The organism is Haloferax sp. Atlit-6N, from assembly GCF_003383195.1.
GTDB lineage: Archaea > Halobacteriota > Halobacteria > Halobacteriales > Haloferacaceae > Haloferax > Haloferax gibbonsii.
In genome coordinates, this window is record NZ_QEQJ01000001.1 from 901,017 (window position 1) to 921,559 (window position 20,543).

At 69.2% G+C, this 20,543-nt stretch carries 22 protein-coding genes; 9 read left to right on the plus strand and 13 right to left on the minus strand.

Annotated features, from left to right (window positions below):
* Window positions 1-28: 28 nt before the first annotated feature.
* Window positions 29-751, minus strand: a complete 723-nt coding sequence (locus DEQ92_RS04630; protein WP_115804641.1) for a hypothetical protein — start codon at window positions 749-751, stop codon at window positions 29-31.
* A 13-nt stretch (window positions 752-764) separates the two neighbouring features.
* Window positions 765-1,022, minus strand: coding sequence for an MTH865 family protein (locus DEQ92_RS04635; RefSeq protein ID WP_004972607.1), 258 nt, complete (start codon window positions 1,020-1,022; stop codon window positions 765-767).
* A 152-nt stretch (window positions 1,023-1,174) separates the two neighbouring features.
* Between DEQ92_RS04635 and DEQ92_RS04640 the strand changes: the two genes are divergently transcribed.
* Together DEQ92_RS04640 and DEQ92_RS04645 are read left to right on the plus strand one after the other, a co-directional pair.
* Entirely contained in the window at window positions 1,175-2,221 is a 1,047-nt protein-coding gene (locus DEQ92_RS04640) for a M42 family metallopeptidase (RefSeq protein ID WP_004972608.1), read from the plus strand.
* A 117-nt stretch (window positions 2,222-2,338) separates the two neighbouring features.
* Entirely contained in the window at window positions 2,339-2,962 is a 624-nt protein-coding gene (locus DEQ92_RS04645) for a halocyanin domain-containing protein (protein WP_004972609.1), read from the plus strand.
* Between the two features lie 96 nt (window positions 2,963-3,058).
* Here DEQ92_RS04645 and DEQ92_RS04650 read toward each other — a convergent pair whose 3' ends face one another.
* The 3 genes from DEQ92_RS04650 to DEQ92_RS04660 form a co-directional block, all read right to left on the minus strand.
* On the minus strand, window positions 3,059-4,117 hold the full coding sequence (locus tag DEQ92_RS04650; RefSeq protein WP_004972612.1) for a glycosyltransferase family 4 protein: 1,059 nt from the start codon (window positions 4,115-4,117) through the stop codon (window positions 3,059-3,061).
* A 105-nt stretch (window positions 4,118-4,222) separates the two neighbouring features.
* Complete coding sequence (locus DEQ92_RS04655) at window positions 4,223-4,864, minus strand: DUF420 domain-containing protein (protein ID WP_050458781.1); 642 nt, start codon at window positions 4,862-4,864, stop codon at window positions 4,223-4,225.
* A 269-nt stretch (window positions 4,865-5,133) separates the two neighbouring features.
* On the minus strand, window positions 5,134-6,180 hold the full coding sequence (locus DEQ92_RS04660; RefSeq protein WP_004972614.1) for an NAD(P)-dependent glycerol-1-phosphate dehydrogenase: 1,047 nt from the start codon (window positions 6,178-6,180) through the stop codon (window positions 5,134-5,136).
* Between the two features lie 200 nt (window positions 6,181-6,380).
* Here DEQ92_RS04660 and DEQ92_RS04665 point away from each other — a divergent pair, with 200 nt between their 5' ends.
* Window positions 6,381-7,253, plus strand: a complete 873-nt coding sequence (locus DEQ92_RS04665) for an alpha/beta hydrolase (RefSeq protein ID WP_004972615.1) — start codon at window positions 6,381-6,383, stop codon at window positions 7,251-7,253.
* 27 nt (window positions 7,254-7,280) lie between these two features.
* Here the strand turns inward: DEQ92_RS04665 and DEQ92_RS04670 are convergent, their stop codons facing one another.
* From DEQ92_RS04670 to DEQ92_RS04685, 4 genes are all read right to left on the minus strand, one after another.
* On the minus strand, window positions 7,281-7,928 hold the full coding sequence (locus tag DEQ92_RS04670; protein WP_115820678.1) for a LysE family translocator: 648 nt from the start codon (window positions 7,926-7,928) through the stop codon (window positions 7,281-7,283).
* A gap of 124 nt (window positions 7,929-8,052) precedes the next feature.
* The gene (locus tag DEQ92_RS04675) at window positions 8,053-8,754 is read right to left on the minus strand and encodes a TMEM165/GDT1 family protein (protein WP_004972617.1); all 702 of its coding nucleotides are present in this window, start codon (window positions 8,752-8,754) and stop codon (window positions 8,053-8,055) included.
* Window positions 8,751-9,446, minus strand: a complete 696-nt coding sequence (locus tag DEQ92_RS04680) for a metal-dependent transcriptional regulator (RefSeq protein ID WP_004972618.1) — start codon at window positions 9,444-9,446, stop codon at window positions 8,751-8,753. Before DEQ92_RS04680 ends, DEQ92_RS04675 begins: the two co-directional genes overlap by 4 nt.
* Window positions 9,447-9,531: 85 nt before the next feature.
* Entirely contained in the window at window positions 9,532-10,701 is a 1,170-nt protein-coding gene (locus tag DEQ92_RS04685) for a threonine synthase (RefSeq protein ID WP_115820473.1), read from the minus strand.
* Window positions 10,702-10,795: 94 nt separating this feature from the next.
* On the opposite strand from DEQ92_RS04685, the gene DEQ92_RS04690 reads away from it, so the two are divergent.
* Window positions 10,796-12,073, plus strand: a complete 1,278-nt coding sequence (locus tag DEQ92_RS04690; protein WP_115820474.1) for an NAD(P)/FAD-dependent oxidoreductase — start codon at window positions 10,796-10,798, stop codon at window positions 12,071-12,073.
* A gap of 45 nt (window positions 12,074-12,118) precedes the next feature.
* Here the strand turns inward: DEQ92_RS04690 and DEQ92_RS04695 are convergent, their stop codons facing one another.
* Both DEQ92_RS04695 and DEQ92_RS04700 read right to left on the minus strand, forming a co-directional pair.
* Complete coding sequence (locus DEQ92_RS04695) at window positions 12,119-13,042, minus strand: CPBP family intramembrane glutamic endopeptidase (protein WP_233516824.1); 924 nt, start codon at window positions 13,040-13,042, stop codon at window positions 12,119-12,121.
* A 70-nt stretch (window positions 13,043-13,112) separates the two neighbouring features.
* Window positions 13,113-13,805, minus strand: coding sequence for a metallophosphoesterase (locus DEQ92_RS04700; protein ID WP_004972622.1), 693 nt, complete (start codon window positions 13,803-13,805; stop codon window positions 13,113-13,115).
* Window positions 13,806-13,946: 141 nt separating this feature from the next.
* On the opposite strand from DEQ92_RS04700, the gene DEQ92_RS04705 reads away from it, so the two are divergent.
* Entirely contained in the window at window positions 13,947-14,726 is a 780-nt protein-coding gene (locus DEQ92_RS04705) for a MarR family transcriptional regulator (protein WP_115820476.1), read from the plus strand.
* A gap of 42 nt (window positions 14,727-14,768) precedes the next feature.
* On the opposite strand, the gene DEQ92_RS04710 is transcribed toward DEQ92_RS04705, so the two are convergent.
* Window positions 14,769-15,368: a J domain-containing protein gene (locus DEQ92_RS04710; protein WP_115804637.1), complete on the minus strand. Its 600-nt coding sequence runs from the start codon at window positions 15,366-15,368 to the stop codon at window positions 14,769-14,771.
* Window positions 15,369-15,445: 77 nt separating this feature from the next.
* On the opposite strand from DEQ92_RS04710, the gene DEQ92_RS04715 reads away from it, so the two are divergent.
* The 4 genes from DEQ92_RS04715 (at window position 15,446) to DEQ92_RS04730 (ending at window position 19,905) form a co-directional block, all read left to right on the plus strand.
* Window positions 15,446-15,694, plus strand: a complete 249-nt coding sequence (locus DEQ92_RS04715) for a hypothetical protein (protein ID WP_004972625.1) — start codon at window positions 15,446-15,448, stop codon at window positions 15,692-15,694.
* A gap of 117 nt (window positions 15,695-15,811) precedes the next feature.
* Entirely contained in the window at window positions 15,812-18,088 is a 2,277-nt protein-coding gene (gene ppsA, locus DEQ92_RS04720) for a phosphoenolpyruvate synthase (protein ID WP_050458772.1), read from the plus strand.
* A gap of 127 nt (window positions 18,089-18,215) precedes the next feature.
* A complete protein-coding gene (mfnA, locus tag DEQ92_RS04725) occupies window positions 18,216-19,289 on the plus strand; it encodes a tyrosine decarboxylase MfnA (protein ID WP_115804635.1) in 1,074 nt (357 codons plus the stop codon).
* Window positions 19,290-19,338: 49 nt separating this feature from the next.
* Complete coding sequence (locus tag DEQ92_RS04730; RefSeq protein ID WP_004972628.1) at window positions 19,339-19,905, plus strand: YqaA family protein; 567 nt, start codon at window positions 19,339-19,341, stop codon at window positions 19,903-19,905.
* 61 nt (window positions 19,906-19,966) lie between these two features.
* Here DEQ92_RS04730 and DEQ92_RS04735 read toward each other — a convergent pair whose 3' ends face one another.
* Entirely contained in the window at window positions 19,967-20,320 is a 354-nt protein-coding gene (locus DEQ92_RS04735) for a hypothetical protein (protein ID WP_050458770.1), read from the minus strand.
* Window positions 20,321-20,543 lie beyond the last annotated feature (223 nt).

A 20,543-nucleotide genomic window follows, 5' to 3' on the forward strand; every position in this document is an offset into this window, starting at 1 on the left:
CCCCGGCGACGAGAAATCGGTTTGGGTGTCAGAAGTCCGAAAGCCGCGCGTCCTCGCGGTCGGTCCACCCGCGCATCTTCGCGTAGGCCTCGGGGTTCGTCGGCACGCCCTCGGTGTTGAGCAGGCGCTCCGGGTACAGTTCGAAGGCGATGCCGATGAGTTGGTACTCCAGTTCTTCGAGGTACGGCCGCGTGTCGGGGTACGGCCCCTCGGTGCCGACCGCCCACGGTTCGACCCAGAAGTAGACCGGTTCGCGGAGCCGCGGCGGGTCTGTCGAGGCGAACAGCGCGTCCACCCAGCGGTCGTACTTCCCCGGCCCGTCGCCGCGGAAGACCGCCGACGAGAGGTCGCCGACGTGGTAGTAGTTCCCGTAGCCCCAGCGCGCGAGCTTTCCGTCGTTCGTGTCGACGTTCTTGAGGTTGCTGTTGAGGTCGGTGCCGGACGCGCCGAACTTCCCGCACTTGCCGAGGTACCGGGGGACCACCTCGTCGCCGTCGAGGGTGTACATCATGTAGACGAGCCCCTCGTAGCGGCCCTCGCGTCGGTCGTAGTCGGCGACGACGCGGCCGCCGGCCTCGCGGAGTCGGCGCTCCATGCGCTCGCCGCGGCGGAGCGTCCGCCGGCCGGAACGGCCGTACGCGATGGTCTCGACGGTCCCGTCGGCGGCGGTCTCGAAAAGTGAAATCGGGTCCGCGGCGTCGACGAAGCGGTCGACGAAGCGGTCCCAGAGCGCGCGTTTCGTCTCGGTCACGCGACGACCGAACTCAGATCATGTCTTCGGCCTTGAGGCCGGCGATGATGTCGTCGACGAGGCTCTCGGCGTCCTCGTACGGGAAGTCCTGGTGCTTGCCGAGCTTCGCGGCCAGCTCCATCGCCGTGATGGTCACGTCGTCGGCCTTGAACTTCGTGCCCGGACCGTTCGGGAGCGCGGGGACGAGAGACATCTGGTTCTTCACGGGGAAATCGGCGTTCGCGAAGGCGTCCATGAACTGCTCGCGGAGCTGAGCTTCGGTGTCGGACATACCGTGTACCTACGTAGAGAGGTGGAAAAGGGTTCCGGAACAATAATAAATATATTTAGAGTTCTTTGCGAGACGGCGCGGCGGCCCGCCGAGTGTCGGCACGCTCGCCCGGGACTGATGGACTTATCTACAACGGCAATTCATGCACTCGCATGGACTTCGACTTCGACCGCCTGAAGCAACTCACCGAGACCAGCGGTGTCCCCGGCTACGAGGACCGAATCCGCGCGCTCGTCCGCGAGGACCTCGAAGCGACGACCGACTCCGTCCGGGTCGACGCGATGGGCAACGTCGTCGGCACCATCGAGGGCGAAGGCGACTACGAGGTCGCCGTCGCCGCCCACATGGACGAAATCGGCTTCATGGTCCGTCACGTCAACGACGAGGGCTTCCTGCAGCTCGACGCCCTCGGCGGCTGGGACCCCCGCGTCCTGAAAGCCCAGCGCGTGACGGTTCACACCGAAGACGAGGACCGCACCGGCGTCATCGGTTCGGTCCCCCCGCACACGCTGACTGAAGAACAGAAGCAGAAAGAGCCGAAAGTCGAGGACGTGTACGTCGACCTCGGCCTCCCCGCAGAGACCGTCGAGGAGACCGTCTCCGTCGGCGACCTCGTGACGATGGAGCAGACGACCGTCCGCATGGGGAACCACGTGACGGGCAAGGCCATCGACGACCGCGTCTGCCTGTTCGCCATGCTGGAGGCCGCCCGGCGCATCGAGAACCCCGAGGTGACGGTCCACTTCGCCGCGACGGTCCAGGAGGAAGTCGGCCTCCGCGGCGCGCAGGCGCTCGGCGTCGACCTCGACCCCGACCTCGCGCTCGGCCTCGACACCACCGTCGCCAACGACGTGCCCGGATTCGACCCCGCAGACCACGTCACGAAACTCGGCGAGGGCGCGGGCATCAAGCTCAAGGACTCCAGCGCCATCGCCAACCCGAAGGTCCACCGTCGCCTCCGCAGCGTGGCCGAGGACAACGACATCGCCTACCAGCTGGAACTGCTCCCCGCGGGCGGCACCGACACCGGCGGCTTCCAGAACAGCTACGGCGCGAAGCCCGTCGGCGCGATTTCGATGCCGACGCGCTACCTCCACACCGTCACCGAGAGCGTCCACGAGGACGACGTGGTCGCTTACATCGACCTCCTGACGGCCTTCCTGGAGAGCGAGACGGGCGAGTTCGACTACACGCTGTAGGCGACCCCCCGGCGGCGCGGCCGATACCGCGGGGCGCCCCCTATATCGAGGCGCGGCACCCCCGACCGGCGGACGAGAACCAAAGTATTCACTACAGGCCCACACCAAGCGGCGGACATGACCGACGGCAACGTGGATATGTCTCGGCGGGCGTTCCTCGGGGCGGCCGCTGGCGGCGCGGCGGTCGCCGCCACTTCCGGCACGGCCGCGGCGCAGACGGAAGAACCAGACTTCGGTGGCCACCTCGACGGCATCGACGGGGGTTACGAAGACCTCCGCGGCCAGAGCGAGGTCACCATCGAAGTGGGCGCGGAAGGTAACGGCGGCGCACTCGCGTTCGCGCCCGCCGGCGTCTGGATAGACACCGGAACGACCGTGACGTGGGAGTGGACCGGCGAGGGCGGCGGCCACAACGTCGTCGCGAGCGAGGGCGCGTCGCTCGACTCCGGCTCGGCCGTCTCCGAGGCCGGAAGCACCTACGAATACACCTTCGAAGAGGGCGACGCGGGCATCACGAAGTACCACTGCGTGCCCCACGAGGCGCTCGGCATGCTCGGCGCGGTCGCCGTCGGCAGCGACGTGCCGACCGTCAGCACCGGCGGTGGCGGCGGTTCGAACCTCCCGCAGGTCCCCGACAGCGCGAAGTCCCTCGGCGTGGCCACGACGTTCGCGATGGTCGCGACGCTCGGCCTCGCGTACTTCTTCATGAAGTACGGTGGCGACTACGACGTCCAGGACTGACGCGGTCGTCACTCCTCTCGATTTTTACCAGTCACGAGCGGCCGCACTCGCTCGGGTTCGGTCGCCGCCGCGACAGCCGCCGGCACGGTGGCCGAGTCAGAAGAAGCCGTAGTCGTCGCGCTCGGTCTCGTACACCGACTCGTACTGTTCGATGACACGCCGGTAGTCGTAGCTCGCGAAGTCGTCGTCGACCGTCTCGTGGTCGTACCTGCGGGCGGCGACGATTTCGTCCGCGAGTTCCTGCGGACTCGTGACGAGCGACCCGCGCTCGCGGCCCTCGACGAGTTCGTGGGCCGACGACCGAGCCTGATACTCGACGATGGACACACAGCCGCAGGCGAGCGCCCACAGCAGGTTCGTCGCGAAAGGCTCGACCGTCGCCGTCTGCGCGAAGACGTGCGCGCCCTTCATGATGGGCACCGCCTCGTCAGCCGGGAGTTCGCCGAGGAACTCCACGCGGTCGTCGATGCGGAGGTCGCGGGCGGTCTGTTCGGCCGTCGAGCGCTCCGGGCCGTCGCCGATGACGGCGGCGGACCACTCCTTGTCGCGGAGTTCCGCGAGCGCGAGGAGGAAGCTCTCGACGTTCGCGTGCTCGTCGAGGTCGCGGGCGTACACCACGTCCGCGCGCTCCTCGGCGTCGGCGCTCCGGACGAGGTCCATGCTGATGGGCTCGGGGACGAGACGGGTCGCGTCGACCGGCGCGCCGAGTTCGCGGACCTGCGTGCGGACCATCTCGGAGGGGACCAAGACGGCGTTCGGGGCCTTCGCCGCCCGCCGGTAGGCCCGCGAGCCGCCGCGGTCGTCGCGGGTCCACCAGTCGGCGACGACCGGCGTCCGGAGGAACCGCGCCGCGGTCTTGACCGCCGCGACGTGCGACGGCGGGTAGCTCGCGACCTGAATCACGTCGGGGGAAACCTCGCGGAGGGCGAAGGGAACGCGGGAGGCGAAGCCGCCGACGGAGGGCGCGTCGGTCACGCGGTGATAGGTCACCCCGTCTTGTTTGAACTCGACGACCTCGCCGTCCCACCACTTCGCACAGAGCACCGTCACCTCGTGGTCGCGCTCGGCGAGGAGTTCGGCCGTCCGTCGGAGCCGTCTGGTCGCTCCCGTCTCCTCGTGGTGCGTCGTGTACATCGAGACGAGCGCGACTCGCATATTCGCCGCCACTACGCCGCGCAATAAAAATCCACAGTTTTCGAGGGCGCGACACGAGCGGCCGCCGGAGCGCCGACAGAACGGAGCGCGGTCCGGCGACGCGCCTCAGAGCCCGACGGCGGGTGCGACGAGCGCGCCCGCGGACTCGACGGCGGTGACCGTGTACTCCCAGCTGTAGATGTGGTTGAGAAGCAGGTACGTCACGACGCCGAGGGCGAGCGAGACGAGCCACGCGCCGGCCGCGATGCGGCCGACCTTCCGGTGGGGCGTCTCGGTCCGGAGTTCGCGCTCGGAGTGGGTTATCCCGAGGATGAGCGCGTAGAGGACGACCGGCACCGAGACGATAGAGAGGATGATGTGAATCGCCAGCATCGCCAGATACGGGTAGTACGCGAACGCGGGGCCGACGAACTCCTTGGTGCCGCCGCCGCCGATTTTGGCGAGATACATCACCAGAAAGACGAGGATGAGGCCGAACGACGTGACCATCGCGGCCGCGTGCTTCTTGACCTCGTCGCGGCGAATCCAGCGCCAGCCCGCCGCGATGACGAGGACGTTCACCGTGTTCACGACGGCGATGGCGTCGGAGAGGAGGTTCACCTGTGGGAGCGACAGGTCGGGGAAGACCCTGCCGGGGACGACGCCGAGGAACGTCCCGATGACGAGGGCGTACCCGACGACCGAGAGGACGGCGGTCGCGGCCGCGGGGTGTTCCTTCAGGGGGTTGTCTGCGCTCGCAGTTGCCATGGGCGGGGCTTGGGAAGACGGCGTATTCCGTCTTCGGGTTCCGGACGGCGTTTGAGAGTGGTACCACCAAGACTCGACTCAATCCACGACTGTGCGAAGTCGACTTGCTTCGGTCGGAACCCCGTGTTACGGAGTCCCGAGAGCACCACGTCGTGTGACACGAAAGCGCGGTACCACGAGCGAGGCTGGAGGCCGAGTCTCGTGGCTTTTTCCCTCCAAGTTTTTGCGCCGAGTGGTCGCCTCGCGACCCGAGGCGTAAAAAGGTGGGCTTAGATGACGCCGGTGATGGTCGCGGCCTCGATGGCCGCCTCCTCGCTCACGCCGTTGCCGAGAATCGTGTAGCGGTCGCGAATCTCGTGCGCGGTCGTGAGCGCCTCGATAATCGTCTCGTCGTCGATGCCGAGTTCGTCCGCGGTCGTCGGCGCGCCCATCGTCGACAGGGCGTCGCGGATGTCGGTCCACTCGCCGCGCGCGCCGCTGTGGAAGTACTCGGTCATGATGGAGCCGACGCCGACCTGATGCCCGTGGAGGGCGCTTCCGGGGGCGATGCGGTCGAGCTGGTGCGAAAAGAGGTGCTCCGCGCCCGACGCGGGCCGCGAGGAGCCGGCGATGGACATGGCGACGCCCGAGGAGACGAGCGCCTTCGTCACGATCCACGCGGACTCTTCGAGCCCCGGTTTGATGGAGTCGGCGCTACCGACGAGCATCTCGGCGGTCATCTGCGAGAGCGCGCCCGCGTACTCGGAGTACTCGACGTTCTTCAGGCGGTGGGCCAGCTCCCAGTCTTTGACCGCGGTGTAGTTCGAGATGATGTCGGCGCAGCCGGCGGTCGTGAGCTCCCACGGAGCCTCCGCGAGCAGTTCCGTGTCGGCGACGACCGCGAGCGGCGGGTCGGCGGCGACCGAGTGGCGGGTGTCGCCCTCGGGAATCGAGGACCGACCCGAGACGATGCCGTCGTGGCTCGCCGCCGTCGGGACCGAGATGAACCCGCAGTCGAGGCGGTCGGAGGCCATCTTCGCCACGTCGATGGGCTTGCCGCCGCCGAGGGCGATGAGGTAGCCCGCGTCGGCCTCGCGCGCCGCGTCGACGACGCGCTCGACCGACTCGAAGCTCGCGCGGTCCAAGGAGACCGAGGAGATACCGTCGAACTGCTCGCGGACCCGGTCGCCGGCGATGCGGTTCGGCGACGGACTCGTGACGAGAAACGGCTCGCCCGAGAGGTACAACTCGTCGACCGCGGCCGAGAGGTCGTCGAGCACGCCGTGGCCCTGAAGGACGCTCCGGGGCAGCTTTATCCACGTCGATTTGTCGAACATACGCGGAAATCGGCCACGGCGGTTCATAGTGTTTCTCGTCTCGGCGGCCGGACGGCCCCCCGTCTGTCACCCCGAGCGCGACACGGTAACCCGGTTTGGGCCGCCTCGTGGGACAGTATCTCAACGTACCGAACCGTAGTTTGATTTATCACGTTTCGCTTCGCACGAAAGACACCCGCAGACGCGCGGGTAGACAACCCATGGCACACAGACGGCAGTTCCTCGTAACGACAGCAGCAGCGCTCTCCGGACTCGCGGCCCTCGGAAGCGGTTCCGCGGCCGCCGCGTCGGTTCCGCACGTCTCGACGCGCGACCACTTCGACGACGACGGCTCGCTCGCGTCCGGTCACACCACCCGCGGCTACGACACCTCCGGCGACGTGCCCGGCGTCGACGCCGGGTGCGCCTCCGACCTGACCGTGTTCGTCCACGGCTGGGACAAGGACGGCGACGACCCCGAGGCGGCCGCCCTCGACAAGATAGCGACGGCCGACGCCGAACTCTCCGCCGCCGGCTACGGCGGGGCGGTCGTCGGCTACACGTGGGACAACGACAAGGGCGGCGGCTGGGACTACGGCTGGTCCGAGTCGCAGGACATCGCCCAGGCGAACGGCCGCAAACTCGCGCAGTTCGCCGTCGACCTCAAGGCGGCCTGTCCGGGCGCGACCCTCCGGTTCGCCAGCCACTCGCTCGGCGCGCAGGTCGTCTTCAGCGCGCTCCGAACCCTCGACGGCCGAAGCGATTGGACCGACCCGGGCCACGAGGTGGCGACCGTCCACCCGTTCGGGGCCGCGACCGACAACGAGGTCCCCGGGGAGGAAGAAGGGCGAGCCACCTACGAGGCCATCCGCGACCGGACCGGCCACGTTCACAACTACTACAACGAGGCCGACGACGTGCTCCAGTGGGTGTACAACACCATCGAGTTCGACCAGGCACTCGGCGAGACCGGTCTCGAAGACGGCGACACGCCGCCCGGGAACTACACCGACCACGACGTGGAGGGGCAGGTCGGCGACGACCACAGCAACTACCTGAACACGATTGCCGACGACATCGTCGGCGACATGTAGCGGCTCAGAAACTCATTTTTCCGCGCGTCAGAGCACGAGCGACCGCACCGCGTCCCAGATGAAGACGACGCCGAAGCCGCCGAGAACGACGGCGCTGACGGCGGCGACGGCGGGCGCGAAGGAGTCGACGCGCTGTTCGGCCGCGACGAGCGCCGCGGGGAACCCGGTCACCCAGAGCGCGATACCGCCGAAGAATCCGAGGATGAGCGCCGGGCTGCCCGTCTCGACGATGAGCAGATTCGACAGCGACGCGCCGAGATAGGGCGTGTGGGCGAGCACGTCGACGGTCCCGGTTTCGAGCAGGCCGACGCCGATGGTGAGCCAGAACAGAATCTGATAGGGGTTCGTCAGCGCGAGCACGAACGCCTTCGTGAAGCCGGCGCTGTCCTCGTCGGGGTCGGCGGCCTCGCGGAACGTGGTGTCCGTCTCCTGTGCCGCGCCGTAGGCGAAGTAGAGCATGAGGACGCCCCCGGCACCGACCATGACGGCCTGCACCGTCGGGAACTGCTCGACGAACGCGACGAGGCCGAGCGCCGCGAGGACGAAAAACAGCGCGTCGGCGCTCATCGCGCCGAGTCCGGCGCGAGCGCCCGCGGCCCACCCGCGGACGACGCTCTCCTCGGCGATGACGGCGTTCATCGGGCCGGGCGGCGCGGCGAGGGCCAGCCCGAACACCAAGCCGGCACCCAAGGACGGGAGGAGGGTAGACATGGCTCTCTCTTGGGCGCGATGCCGTGAAAAATGGCGCGGAAGCGACGGCGCAGGGGTTCAGCCCTCCGAACAGATAGTCGGCCGCCGGTCAGACCAGCGCGAGGACGGCGTCGCTGACGGTGCCGACGAGCGTCTCCCAGACGGAGAAGTCGGTGGCCATGGCGAGCAGGGTGTCGACGGCGAAGAAGCCGAACAGGGCGGCCGCGCCGAGGTACGCCTTGCGCGTGTCGACCCGGCCCGAGAAGCGGTGGAAGAAGTACGCGTTGGCGATGCTCACGGGGATGATGGCGAGCATCTCACCCACCCAGATGGCCGAGGTCGCGCCGTACTGCACGGCCAGTCCGATGGTGACGAGTTGGGTCTTGTCGCCGAACTCGCCCGCGGCCATCATGGCGAAGATGGGCAGAAAGCCGCCGAAGCCCTGCGTCGACAGTTCGCGACCGAACACCGTCGGCGCGTCGTCGAACCCGGAGACGCCGCCGTCGGTGGTCGCGACCTCGCTCCCCGCGGACGCGTCGGGTGCAGCGCGATAGAGCAACACCGCGAACGTGGCGAACAGGACGGCGGTGATGGCGTCGAGCGCGGCCGGCGGGAGCGCGCTTTTGAGCGCCTGCCCGAGCATGATTTCGAGGGCCGTCCAGAGTGCGAACGCCGACCCCGCGGCCGCGACGACGACCTTCGGGTCGAAGCGGGTCGAGAGGCCCGCGATGATGAACTGGACCTTCTCGCCCGGCAGGACCGCAAGTTGGGAGACGAGGGCGATGACGAGAATCTCCCACCAGCCGGTCACGCAGGCGACACCTCCTCGCTACTCGGCTCGTCGGGCGGTCGGACGCGAATCGTTCGGGCCACCGACTCCGGGAGGCTCTGCTCGCGCCCGTCGTCGCCGACGCGCACCGTCACCATTCCGAAGGGGGCGATGTCGGTCACTTCGATGGTCGTGCCGGGCGTGACGCCGGCCTCGGAGAGGTACTCCAACTCCGCGGGGTCCCGGTCGCTGACGCGGGCGACGACGAGGTGGTCACCGACCTCGCACTCGGAGAGCGCCGACAGCCCCGAGGAGTCCGGCGGCGTGAGGTCGGCGCTCGGGATGGGGTCGCCGTGGGGGTCGACCTCGGGTTCGCCGAGGGCGGCCGCGACCCGCTTTTCGAACTCCTCGCTGATGTGGTGTTCGAGCGCGTCCGCCTCGTCGTGGACCTCGCTCCACGAGTAGTCGAGGTGCTCCGTGAGGTACGCCTCCAAGAGGCGGTGGTGGCGGAGGACTTCCAGCGCGACGGTCTCGCCTTCCGTGGTCAGTTCGACGCCCTTGTACTTCTCGCGGTCGACCAGCCCGCGCTCTTCGAGCTTGCCGACCATGCTCGTCACGGTCGGCGGCGTCTTCCCGAGGTACTCCGCGATGTCGGAGGTCGAAACCGGTGGTCCCTGCTCCATCTGGAGCGTGTAGATTGCCTTCAGGTAGTCCTCCATCACGTCGCTCAACATACCACGGATTAGATGCGTCTAAAGTAAAAGTCTGATGGAGGTAACGTGGACGTTCGAACGGGGAACCAGCCGGCCGAAGCGGTCCTCAGACGCCCTGTCCCATCAGGTGACTGCGGAGGATGTCGGCGTTCTTCGTCCCGGACTCGGTGTTGACGACGACGACCGTGTCGTCCTCGTCGAACTCGTCCGCGAGTTCCCACGCGCCGGCGAGCGCGACGCCGCCCGCGGGACCGACCTCGACGCCGGCGGTCTGGGCGGCGGTGACGGCGGATTCGAGCGCGTCGTCGTCGCTGACGGCGACGGCCGCGCCGCCGGACTCGCGGACGGCGCGGAGCGCGAGCGACCCGCCCGCGGGGTCCGGAATCTCCAGTTCGCCGACGATGGTGTCCGGGTGGTTCCACGCCTCGTGGGCGTCGCTTTCGGCCTCCCACGCGGTGGTGACCGGCGAGCACCCGACGGACTGCGCGGCGACGAGTTTGGGGACCGACTCGACCAGTCCGAGTTCGACGAGGTCGGAAAAGCCCTTGTGGACGCCGTAGGCGAGTTCGCCGGTCGAGACGGGGACGACGACCCAGTCGGGCACCGACCAGTCGAGGCGCTCTGCGACCTCGTAGGCGATGGTCTTCGCGCCGTCGTGGCGGTAGGGGTTGTCGAACTCCTGGAGCGTGTGCCAGTCGCTCTTGAGCTGTTCGTGGAGCGCCGAGAGGGCGTCGGGGTAGCGCCCGCCGACGACCTTCATCTGGCCGCCGTGGACGTTCACCATGGCCTTGTTCGGGAACGGCGTCCGCGAGGGGACGAAGCCGTAGGAGCGAGCGTCCACGAGGGCCGCGTAGGAGGCCGCCGACTGCGCGCCGTTGCCGGGCGAGGCGTGCGCGACGACCTCGGCGTCGGCCTCGCGCGCGGCGGTGACGGCGAGCGAGAAGCCGCGGTCGAGGAACGTCCCGGTCGGGTTGCGGCCCTCGTCCTTGATGAGGAAGGAGCCGACGCCGGCCTCCTCGCCGAGCGCGTCGGCCGCGACGAGCGGCGTCGCGCCCTCGTTGGCGGTCACCGGCTCCGCGAAGGGGAGCAGTTCGCGGTAGCGCCACATCGTGTCGAAGGGGCGCTCGGCGAGCGTCTCGGCGTCCCACTCGACCGCGTCGAGGTCGTAGGTGGGGTCAAGCGGCGCGTCGGCGTCGCTCGCGCCGGTCGCGTCCGCGTCGTACTCGTCGCCGGTCTCCGTGCACACCAGCCCGGAGAAGGTGTCGGACGTCTGCATGGGCGGGGCTTACGGGGGGAGGGACTAAGCCCTTCCCGTCGGCCGATGGCCGCCACCCGTAGCGGCTTTGTGTCGCCCGTCCGAGAGACGAGATATGGACGATAGCCACATCGCGGTCGTCGGTGCGGGCCTCGCGGGCCTCGTCGCCGCGCGACACCTCGCCGCCGACGGGGCCGACGTGACCGTCGTGGAGCGGCGCGACGACGTCGGCGGACGGGTCCGCACCCGGACGAAAGACGGCTTCACGCTCGACCGCGGGTTTCAGGTCCTCTTCACCGACTACCCCGCGGTCCGGCGGGAACTCGACCTCGACGCGCTCGACCTCCGGCGGTTCACGCCCGGCGCGACCATCTGCCGACCGAGCAGGCGCGCGGTCCTCTCGGACCCCTTCCGCGACATCGGGAGCCTGTTCGAGTCCGTCCGCAACCCCGAGGTGACGACGAGCGACAAGCTCCGGACGCTGGCGCTCAGACAGGACGTGAGCACCCGCGACGAAGAGGGAATCTTCGCCTCGGCGGACCGGAGCATCCGGTCGTACCTCCGCGACTGGGGCTTCTCCGAGGACTACATCGAGCACTTCGTCGCGCCCTTCTACGGCGGCATCACGCTCGATCGCTCGCTCTCCTCGTCGAAGCGGGTGTTCGAGTACACCTTCAAGATGCTCTCGACGGGGAGCACCGCGGTCCCCGCGGCGGGGATGCAGGCGGTTCCCGAGCAACTCGCCGACGCCGCCCGCGACGAGGGCGCGACCGTCCGCCTCGGCGAGCGCGTCGAGTCGGTCGAGTCCGACGGCGACGGCGCGGTCGTCACCACGGGCCGCGAGTCGCTCGAAGCCGACGCGGTCGTCGTCGCCACCGACCCCAAGGAGGCGCGCCGACTGACCGGGGTCGGGTCGATTCCGACCGAAGCTCACGGCTGTGTCACCCAGTACTACACGCTCCCGAGCGGGAGCGCCCTCGACGCGGGCAAGCGCATCATGCTCAACGCGCCGAGTCCCGACCCCAACACGGTCGTCCCGCTGTCGACCGTCGCGCCGGAGTACGCCCCGCCGGGCGCTGAACTCCTGAACGCGACGTTCCTCGGCGCGGCCGCACAGGACAACTCCGAGGAGGAACTGTTCGAGAAGACTCGGCGGACGCTCGAAGCGTGGTACCCCGACCGCTACTTCGACGACCTCGAACTGCTCCACACCGACTACATCTCCTTCGCGCAGTTCGCCCAACCGCCCGGCGTCCACGAGTCGCTTCCGGACGCCCGCGACGCCCCCGGCCGGGCGTACCTCGCCGGCGACTACACCGCGTGGTCGTCGATTCAGGGCGCGATGCGGAGCGGGAAAGAGGCGGCCGACGCCGTCCGCGACGACCTCTCCTGAGCCGGTGCGCGCCTTGCGGAGCGGTCTGCCTACCTTCTGTGGCGGTCAGTCGAGCGACCGCGCGGGACCGTCTTCGCGCGGCAGTTCGGCCTTGCGAGTGCGCTCGCCCGCGAACGAGAGCCCGTTCGTCGGGAGCGGCTTCGAAGACAGGCGCGCCGCGCCGTATCGGTAGACGAGCACGCCGACGAACAGCCACGCGGCCGCGGCCAGAGCGGCCTCGGCGGGGAGCAGGCCGTCACCACTAATTCCCGTCGAGAGGAAGACCGAGGTCGCGTTCCAGACCGAGTGGAACGCGACGGGGACGAGGACGCGCCCGCCGGACTCGTTGTAGAGCCAGGTCGTGACGACGCTGATTCCGACGACCGACACGAGGTAGAAGGCGAACGACGTGCCCGCCTGCGAACTCCCGGGCATGGCGAAAAGCGGCGCGTGCCACGCGGCCCAGACGACGCCGATGACGAGGGACGCGCGGAACGCGCCGAGTCGCCGCTGGAGTACCGGCAGTCCGAATCCACGCCAGCCCGGTTCTTCGAGTCCGCCCCTGATGAACGACGAGACGAGGAGCGCCGCGAACAGGGTAGCCGGACCGAGCGTCGCGGACTCGAACGTCCACCCGAGCGCGACGGTGAACGCGAGGGTCGCGCCGAACAGGACCGGGGGGAGGACCGCGGCGGCGACCCAGACGAACGGCGGCGCGCGGGGACTCACGACGCGACGAAGCCACGGGCGAAGGTCGCCGGTGGCCGCGGCGACGACGATGGCGGCGAGGAACGGCCCGAATCCGCCCGCGAGGACGAGCAACGACACGGGAACGATGCGCTCGGCGCTGACGAGGAGCGCCGCCGGGACCCACGCGAGCCACGTGAAGAGGAACGTCAGCGCGACGAAACTGACGAATCGGTGCGTTCGAACGGCGGTGGCGATGGCGGGCATGACGACTAGCAGTACGTCGCCGCGAGCCAAAGCCACCAATCTCGGTTCTCGTCGGGCGAGAAGCAGAAGTCGGTCTCTGCGGGCTAAAACGCCCGGAACCGACGGCTCAGAGCAACCGACGGAGCTTCCCCAGCGGCGGGAACGTGAGCGTCTCGCCCGCCTCCGCGTCGCGGACGAGCGGCCTGAAATCGTCCGCGTCGCGCACCAGCGGCGAGTCGAAGTCGGCCCCGCGCATCCCGTTTACTTCGACGCCCGCGGCGAGGCGGGTGAACGCCGGGAGCATCAGCACGTCGCCGCCGCGGTAGGCGTCGGGGCCGTAGAGGACGCAGGGTCGCCGCCGACCCTCGACGGCGAGCGTCGGGTGGTCGTGGCCGACGACGTACCGGTCGGCGTCGCCGTCGGGCTCGCGGTGGCCGTGGCAGACGAGCGTCCCGTCCGCAAGGCGGTACTCGTCGTGTACGTCTCCCGACCAGCCCTCCGCGAGCATCGTGTCGTGGTTGCCGGCGACGAACACCGGGTCGGCACCGGCGTCGCCGCACGTCTCCGCGAGGGTTTCGAGGGCCGCGACGTGGCGCTCCGTGACGCGGTCGAACCGGTGGAGCACGTCACCGGCGAAGACGACCTCGCCGGGGGCGAACTCGGCGCAGTAGGCTCGCAGGCGCTCCGCGAGGTCGGTCCCCTCGCCGAGCGGAAAATCGACCGCCGAGGCGTCCGCTCGGCCGACGTGGAGGTCCGAGAGGACGAGCGCGTCGGCGTCGGGGAAGAAGACGGCGCGCTCGCGGACGGAGACGCGGGTCACGACCGAATCGAGGGGCGTCGGAGACAAATCACCATCGGCGGCGTGCGCCGGGGCGAACGCCCGCGAGAGGCCGGCGGAATTGGAGGTGGAGCCGGCGTCGGAGCAGGGGCCTTTTTAGTCGGTGCGTCCCACGTTCGGCACATGAGCGGCGCACTGGAGGACAAGCGCACCGCGACCCGCTTTCGCATCCTCGCCGAGATAGCCGACCGGCAGCCGGCGGTGAGTCAGGGCGAAATCGCCGAGGCGGTCGGGGTGACGAGTCAGGCGGTCTCCGAGTACATCCGCGACCTCGTCGAAGACGGGCTCGTCGAAAAGCAGGGCCGGTCGCGCTACCGCGTGACGAAAGAGGGCGTCGACTGGCTGTTTCAGGAGGCGCGCGCCCTCCAGCGGTTCGCCGAACACGTCACCGACGACGTGCTGGAGAGCGTCAACGAGGACGCCGCAATCGTCACCGACGACGTGGCGGCCGGCGACACGGTGACCCTGTCGCTCCGCGACGGCCTGCTACACGCCACGCCCGGCGACGACGGGCCGGCCATCGGCGTCGCCACCACCGACGCCGAGGCGGGCGACGCGGCCAGCGTCACCGGCTTCGAGGGCGTCATCGAGATGGAACCCGGTTCGGTCCGCGTGCTGCAGGTGCCGCCCGCGCGGCTCGCCGAGTCCGACGCGGTCGACGCGGACGCGCTCGCGGCGGCGTGCGACGAGGCCGACATCGTCGTCGCCGCGGGCGTCGAGGCCGTCGTCGCCTGCCGCGACGCATCGGTCGACGTGCGGACGTGGTTCGCGCCGGGCGAGGTCGCCGCCGACGCCGCGGCCCGCGGACTCGACGCCGCGGTCGTCGCGAGTTCGGATACCGCCGGGCGCGTGACCGACGCGCTCCGCGACGCGGGCGTGCTGTTCGAAGTGACGGAGCCGTAGCTCCGCGCCGGTTTCGGGTTTTCTCGACGTCGAATTCGCCGCTTAACTCTCCGCGTGTTCTCGGGCCATCGTGTACGCCTCCCGTAGCTCGCGGAACCGCTCGCGGTCGCCGCCGTGGTCGGGGTGTACGTCCTTCACCCGCGCGCGATAGGCGTCTCTGACGGCGTCCGAAGAGGCGTTCGCGGGGAGGTCGAGCCGGTCGAACGCGGCCGACACGGGGTCGTCGAGGTCGGCCAGTTCGGGCTCGATGTCCGGCACGTCGAAGGGGAGCCGCCGGCCGAGTTGGCCGCCGGGCATCTCGTGTTCGCAGAGGACGGCGTAGACGCCGGCGCGTTCGAGGCGGAAGAACGCCTGCGCGTCGAAGGTGATGGCGACGCCGCGGTCGGGGAGGAAGAACGCCACCGTCTCGCCGCGGATCGGGCGGTCCTCGACGAACCGCTCGTCGATGGCGGTGAGGTAGTCGCGGATTTCGTGGCGGCGGCGGCCCGTCCCGTCGACGCGGGGGCCGCGGGAGACCCGCCGCTCCGGGAAGACACGACCGCCGACGACGAAGACGCCGGCGACGACGACGGAGGCGACCGCGCCCGCGGCGAGGCCGACGAGGAGCCACGGCGGGAGCAGAAAGACCCACTCCGGAAGCACGCTAGAAGTCACGTGGCGAGCGATTATGAACCCCTCGCTGCCCGTACCGATTTGCCGCGGGAGAACGAAGAGCCGGCATGCGACCGATTCGCTTCGAGGAGGCCGACAGCGCTGAGCGAACCCAAATCGGCGAGGGACTGACGCGACCGGCCGTCGCCGCCGGACGACTGGAGACGGGCCGCGCCGAGGGGAAGTACTTCCTCCGACACGACGACGGCTGTGGGGTCTGCGGGAAGCCGGTCGAAGCCGGGTCGCCGTTCTACCTCGACCCGGACACCGGCGAAATCCTCTGCGAAGAACACGGACGGGCGCGCCGAGAGTCCTGAGAACGTCCGCCTCCGGGTCGACGCCGCAATTTCATACTCGCCTTCGAGTGAGTTTTCATTCATACTTGTTTCGTTCGCAAACTTCTTTATCGGGGTGCGGGACCATACGAACATCACATGGCTGTAGTCTGGCTGGACGACGTACGGGCTGACGACCTCGACCTGGTCGGCGGGAAAGGCGCGTCGCTGGGCGAACTAACCGGTGCGGGGCTTCCCGTCCCGCCGGGATTCGTCGTGACGGCGAGCACGTACCGCGCGTTCATCGAGGACGCGGGCATCGACGACGAGCTGTTCGCCGCGGTCGAGGTCGACCACGAGGACTCCGAGGCGCTGCAGGCGGCCCACGAGACGGCGCACGACCTCATCATGGAGACGCCGATGCCGGACGACGTGCGGGAGGAAATCCTCGACGCCTACCGGAGCGTCGGCGAGGGCGACGCCTTCGTCGCCGTCCGGTCGTCCGCGACGGCCGAGGACCTGCCGGACGCCTCCTTCGCGGGCCAACAGGAGACGTTCCTGAACATCACCGAGGAGGACCTCCTCGACCGCGTCAAGGAGTGTTGGGCCTCGCTGTTCTCCGAGCGCGCCATCTACTACCGCAACCGCAAGGGCTTCCCCCACGACAAGGTCGACATCGCGGTGGTCGTCCAGCAGATGGTCGACGCCGAGAAGTCCGGCGTGATGTTCACCCGACACCCCTCGACCGGCAAGAAGGAGATTATCATCGAGGCCGCGTGGGGTCTCGGCGAAGCCGTCGTCTCCGGCACCGTCTCGCCCGACAACTACGTCATCAGCCGCGAGACCGGCGAGGTCGAGACGGCGACCATCGCGGACAAGAAGACGATGTGCGTCCGCGACGAGGAGAGCGGCGAGACCGTCATGCGCGACGTGCCGAGCGACCGCCGCCACGAGCGCGTCCTCACCGACGACGAGGTCTCCCGCCTGCTCGAACTCGGCGAACTGGTCGAAGACCACTACGAGACGCCGCAGGACGTGGAGTGGGCCGTCTACGAGGGCGAGGTCTACATGCTCCAGTCGCGCCCGATTACGACTATCGCCGAGGCTGACGACGGCGAGGAAGACGAGGGCGACAGCGGACGTTCGCGGGCGGCCGCGACCGGCGACGACGTGCTCATCCGCGGCCTCGGCGCGAGCCCCGGCATCGCCTCCGGCCGCGCCCGCATCGTCACCAAGCTCGACCACCTCGACCAGGTCGCCGAGGGCGACATCATCGTCACCGAGATGACCATGCCCGACATGGTGCCCGCGATGAAGCGCGCCGCCGGCATCGTCACCGACGAGGGCGGCATGACCTCCCACGCGGCCATCGTCTCCCGCGAACTCGGCGTGCCCGCGGTCGTCGGTACCGGCGACGGGACGAAGACCCTCGAAGACGGCGAGGTCGTCACCATCGACGGCGACAAGGGAACCGTCCGCGAGGGCGAAGAGCCCGAGGAGAAACAGCGCCAGCCCGTCGAGGAGGCCCGCCCCAAGACGCCCGTCAAGCCGATGACCGCGACCGAGGTCAAGGTCAACGTCTCCATCCCCGAGGCGGCCGAGCGCGCCGCCGCGACGGGCGCTGACGGCGTCGGCCTGCTCCGCATCGAGCACATGGTCCTGACGCTCGGCAAGACCCCCGAGCGGTTCATCGAGCAGAACGGCGAGCGCGCCTACGTGGACGAAATCGTCTCTGGCGTCCGCGAGGCCGCAGAGGAGTTCTACCCGCGGCCGGTCCGCGTCCGCACCCTCGACGCGCCGACAGACGAGTTCCGACAGCTCGAAGGCGGCGAGAACGAGCCGCGCGAGCACAACCCGATGCTCGGCTACCGCGGCATCCGTCGGGGCCTCGACAACCCGAGCGTTTTCCGCCTCGAACTGCAGGCGTTCCGCCGCCTGTTCGACATGGGCTACGACAACCTCGAAGTCATGTTCCCGCTCGTCAACGACGCCGAGGACGTGCTGCGGGCGAAAGAGCACATGCGCGAGGCCGGCATCGACCCCGAAAAGCGCGAGTGGGGCGTCATGATAGAGACGCCGGCCGCGGCGCTCTGCATCGAAGAGCTCGCCGACGCCGGCATCGACTTCGCCTCGTTCGGCACGAACGACCTGACGCAGTACACCCTCGCGGTGGACCGCAACAACGAGCACGTCGCCGACATCTACGACGAACTGCACCCGGCGGTGCTCAAACTCATCGGCGACACCATCGAGACGTGCCGCGAGGTCGGCGTGAAGACGAGCATCTGCGGGCAGGCCGGCTCGAAGCCCAAGATGGTTCAGTTCCTCGTCGACAAGGGCGTCAGCTCCATCTCGGCCAACATCGACGCCGTCCGCGACGTGCAACACGAGGTCAAGCGCGTCGAACAGCGGCTCCTCCTCGACTCGGTTCGCTGACCCCGGCGAACGTCGAGGTCGAACCACCCTCTCCCGTCTTTTCTCGTCCGGGTAGCGACGCCATCGGCTGGGCGACGTGGCGCAATGGAGCGGAACCGATATACTGGGTGTGGTTATAGTGGGATGCATGCAGCGCGCGGCACCGCAGGAGTTCGACCGCGTCCTCTCTTCGATGTGCACCCGACCGCACCCGGCCGCCCGGAAGGCCGCAGAGCGGTTCTTTGCCACCAACCCCGGCGACCCGGCGACCTATCAGGCCGTCGCCGCCCTCGAAGAAGACGCACTCTCGTACCTCGGCGACATCACCGGCCTCTCGGCCCCCCACGGCTACGTGACAAGCGGCGGGACCGAGGCCAACATCCAGGCCATCCGAGCCGCGCGCAACCACGCCCGCGACGACGACCCGAACGTCGTCGCCCCCGAGAGCATCCACTTCAGTTTCCAGAAGGCCGCCGACGTGCTCGACGTGGAGCTCCGAATCGTCCCCGTCGACGACGACTACCGCGCGAACGTCGCGGCCGTCCGCGAGGCCGTCGACGACCACACCGTCCTCGTCGCCGGCGTCGCCGGCACGACCGAGTTCGGCCGCGTCGACCCGATACCCGAGCTGACCGCGGTCGCCCACGACGCCGGCGCGCTGATGCACGTCGACGCCGCGTGGGGCGGGTTCATCCTCCCCTTCACCGACCACGAGTGGTCGTTCGCTCACGCGCCAATCGACTCGATGACCATCGACCCCCACAAGTACGGGCAGGCGGTCGTCCCCGCCGGCGGCCTGTTGTTCCGCGAGAAGTCGGTCGTCGACTCGCTGGCAGTCGACACGCCGTACCTCGAATCCGCGTCGCAGGCGAGCCTCACCGGCACCCGAAGCGGCGCGGGCGTCGCCTCCGCGGCCGCCGCGATGCGCGAACTCTGGCCCGACGGCTACCGCGACGCCTACGAGCGCCAGCAGGCGAACGCCGAGTGGTTCTACGACGAACTCCGCTCTCGGGGCTACGACGCGGTCGAACCGGACCTCCCGCTGGTCGCCGCGAGCGTCCCCGACGGGCAGTTCGAGTCGCTTCGGGACCTCGGCTGGCGTATCTCGCGGACCGCGAGCGGCGAACTCCGCATCGTCTGCATGCCGCACGTCTCCCGCGAGTCGCTCCGGGCGTTCCTCTCGGACCTCGACGACCTCCGGTCGGGGCCGACGCGCAACTGAGCCGGTCCGAACCTGAAAACTTACAACCGACTGGCTTCGACCCTCTCGTGTGTCTCTCACCGCGTTCGCATCGCTCGCAGACCTGACGCTCAGTCTGTACCCCGACTTCTCGTGGCTCTCGTCGCTCGTCGAGACGGCCACCGGCTGGGTCGGGCTGGTCATCATCTTCGCGTACTCGTTTCTCATCGCCTTCGCCCTCCCGGGCGTGAGCGAAATCGTCCTCGCCGCCCCGCTCGACCTCGGGCTCCCCTACGGCGCGAAGCTGGCGGTCATCATCCTCGTCAGCGGCGCGGGCAAGGCCGCAGGCAGCGTCTTCGCCTTCTACATCGGCCGTCAGACGACGGAGTCGGGCTACGTCGAACGGGCGCTCGAACGGCTCCCGGTCGACGTGATGGGGTGGACCGAGCGCAAGGCCGTCCAAATCGCACAGAACTGGGGCTTCGCCGGACTCGCGGCCGCGCTCTGCGTGCCGGGCTTTCCCGACACGCTCTCGATTTACGCGTTTTCGGTCCTCGAAGACGACTACCTCAAGTTCGCGGCCGCGACGTTCGTCGGCTCCTGCGGCCGACTCATCGTGACGGTCATCGGTATCGAGGCGGCGCTGGCGTTCCTCTGAGCGGGGCGCGCGCGGGTCGGCTCACCTCGCTGTCGTCGTCGCGCCGCCGTCAGTACCGCTGTCAGCCGCTCGCTTCCGAGCCCGTCGCCGTCTCGGACGTCGCCTCGAACGACTCGACGGACGCGTAGTTGACGACGACGAACGCGACGAAGAGGACGGCCGCGAGCGCCGCGAACGACAGCGACAGCGTCCGGCACGTGGCCGCGGACAGGCCGAGGCGTCGGCCGACCGACTCGATTGCGAAGACACCGGCGAGCGCGAGCGAGACGCCGATGGCGAGAATCCAGCCGCCGCCGAGCGGCGACTGCGGGACGAGAAGGAGACCGTAGCCGGAGACGAACAGCCCGAGGAGGATGGCGAACACGGCGGCGAAGCCGACGCTCCGGGCGGGTTGGGAGGCGGTAGTCGTAGTCACGCCGAACAGGGCGTCGGCCGACGAGATAGCGGTTGCGTGACTCGTGCTGGCGCGTCGCCGTCGCGGTCGTCCGCAGCCCGGTCGTCCGCAGCCAGTCGAGTGCGGCGGTCCCGAGCGGTCCCGATAATTTATAGGCGCGCTCGGCTTCAGTACCGGTGTGACCGCGACGGGTCTCCCCGACAACATGCGTATGCGCGCTCCCTTTTAGCCGCGGGTGGACCCG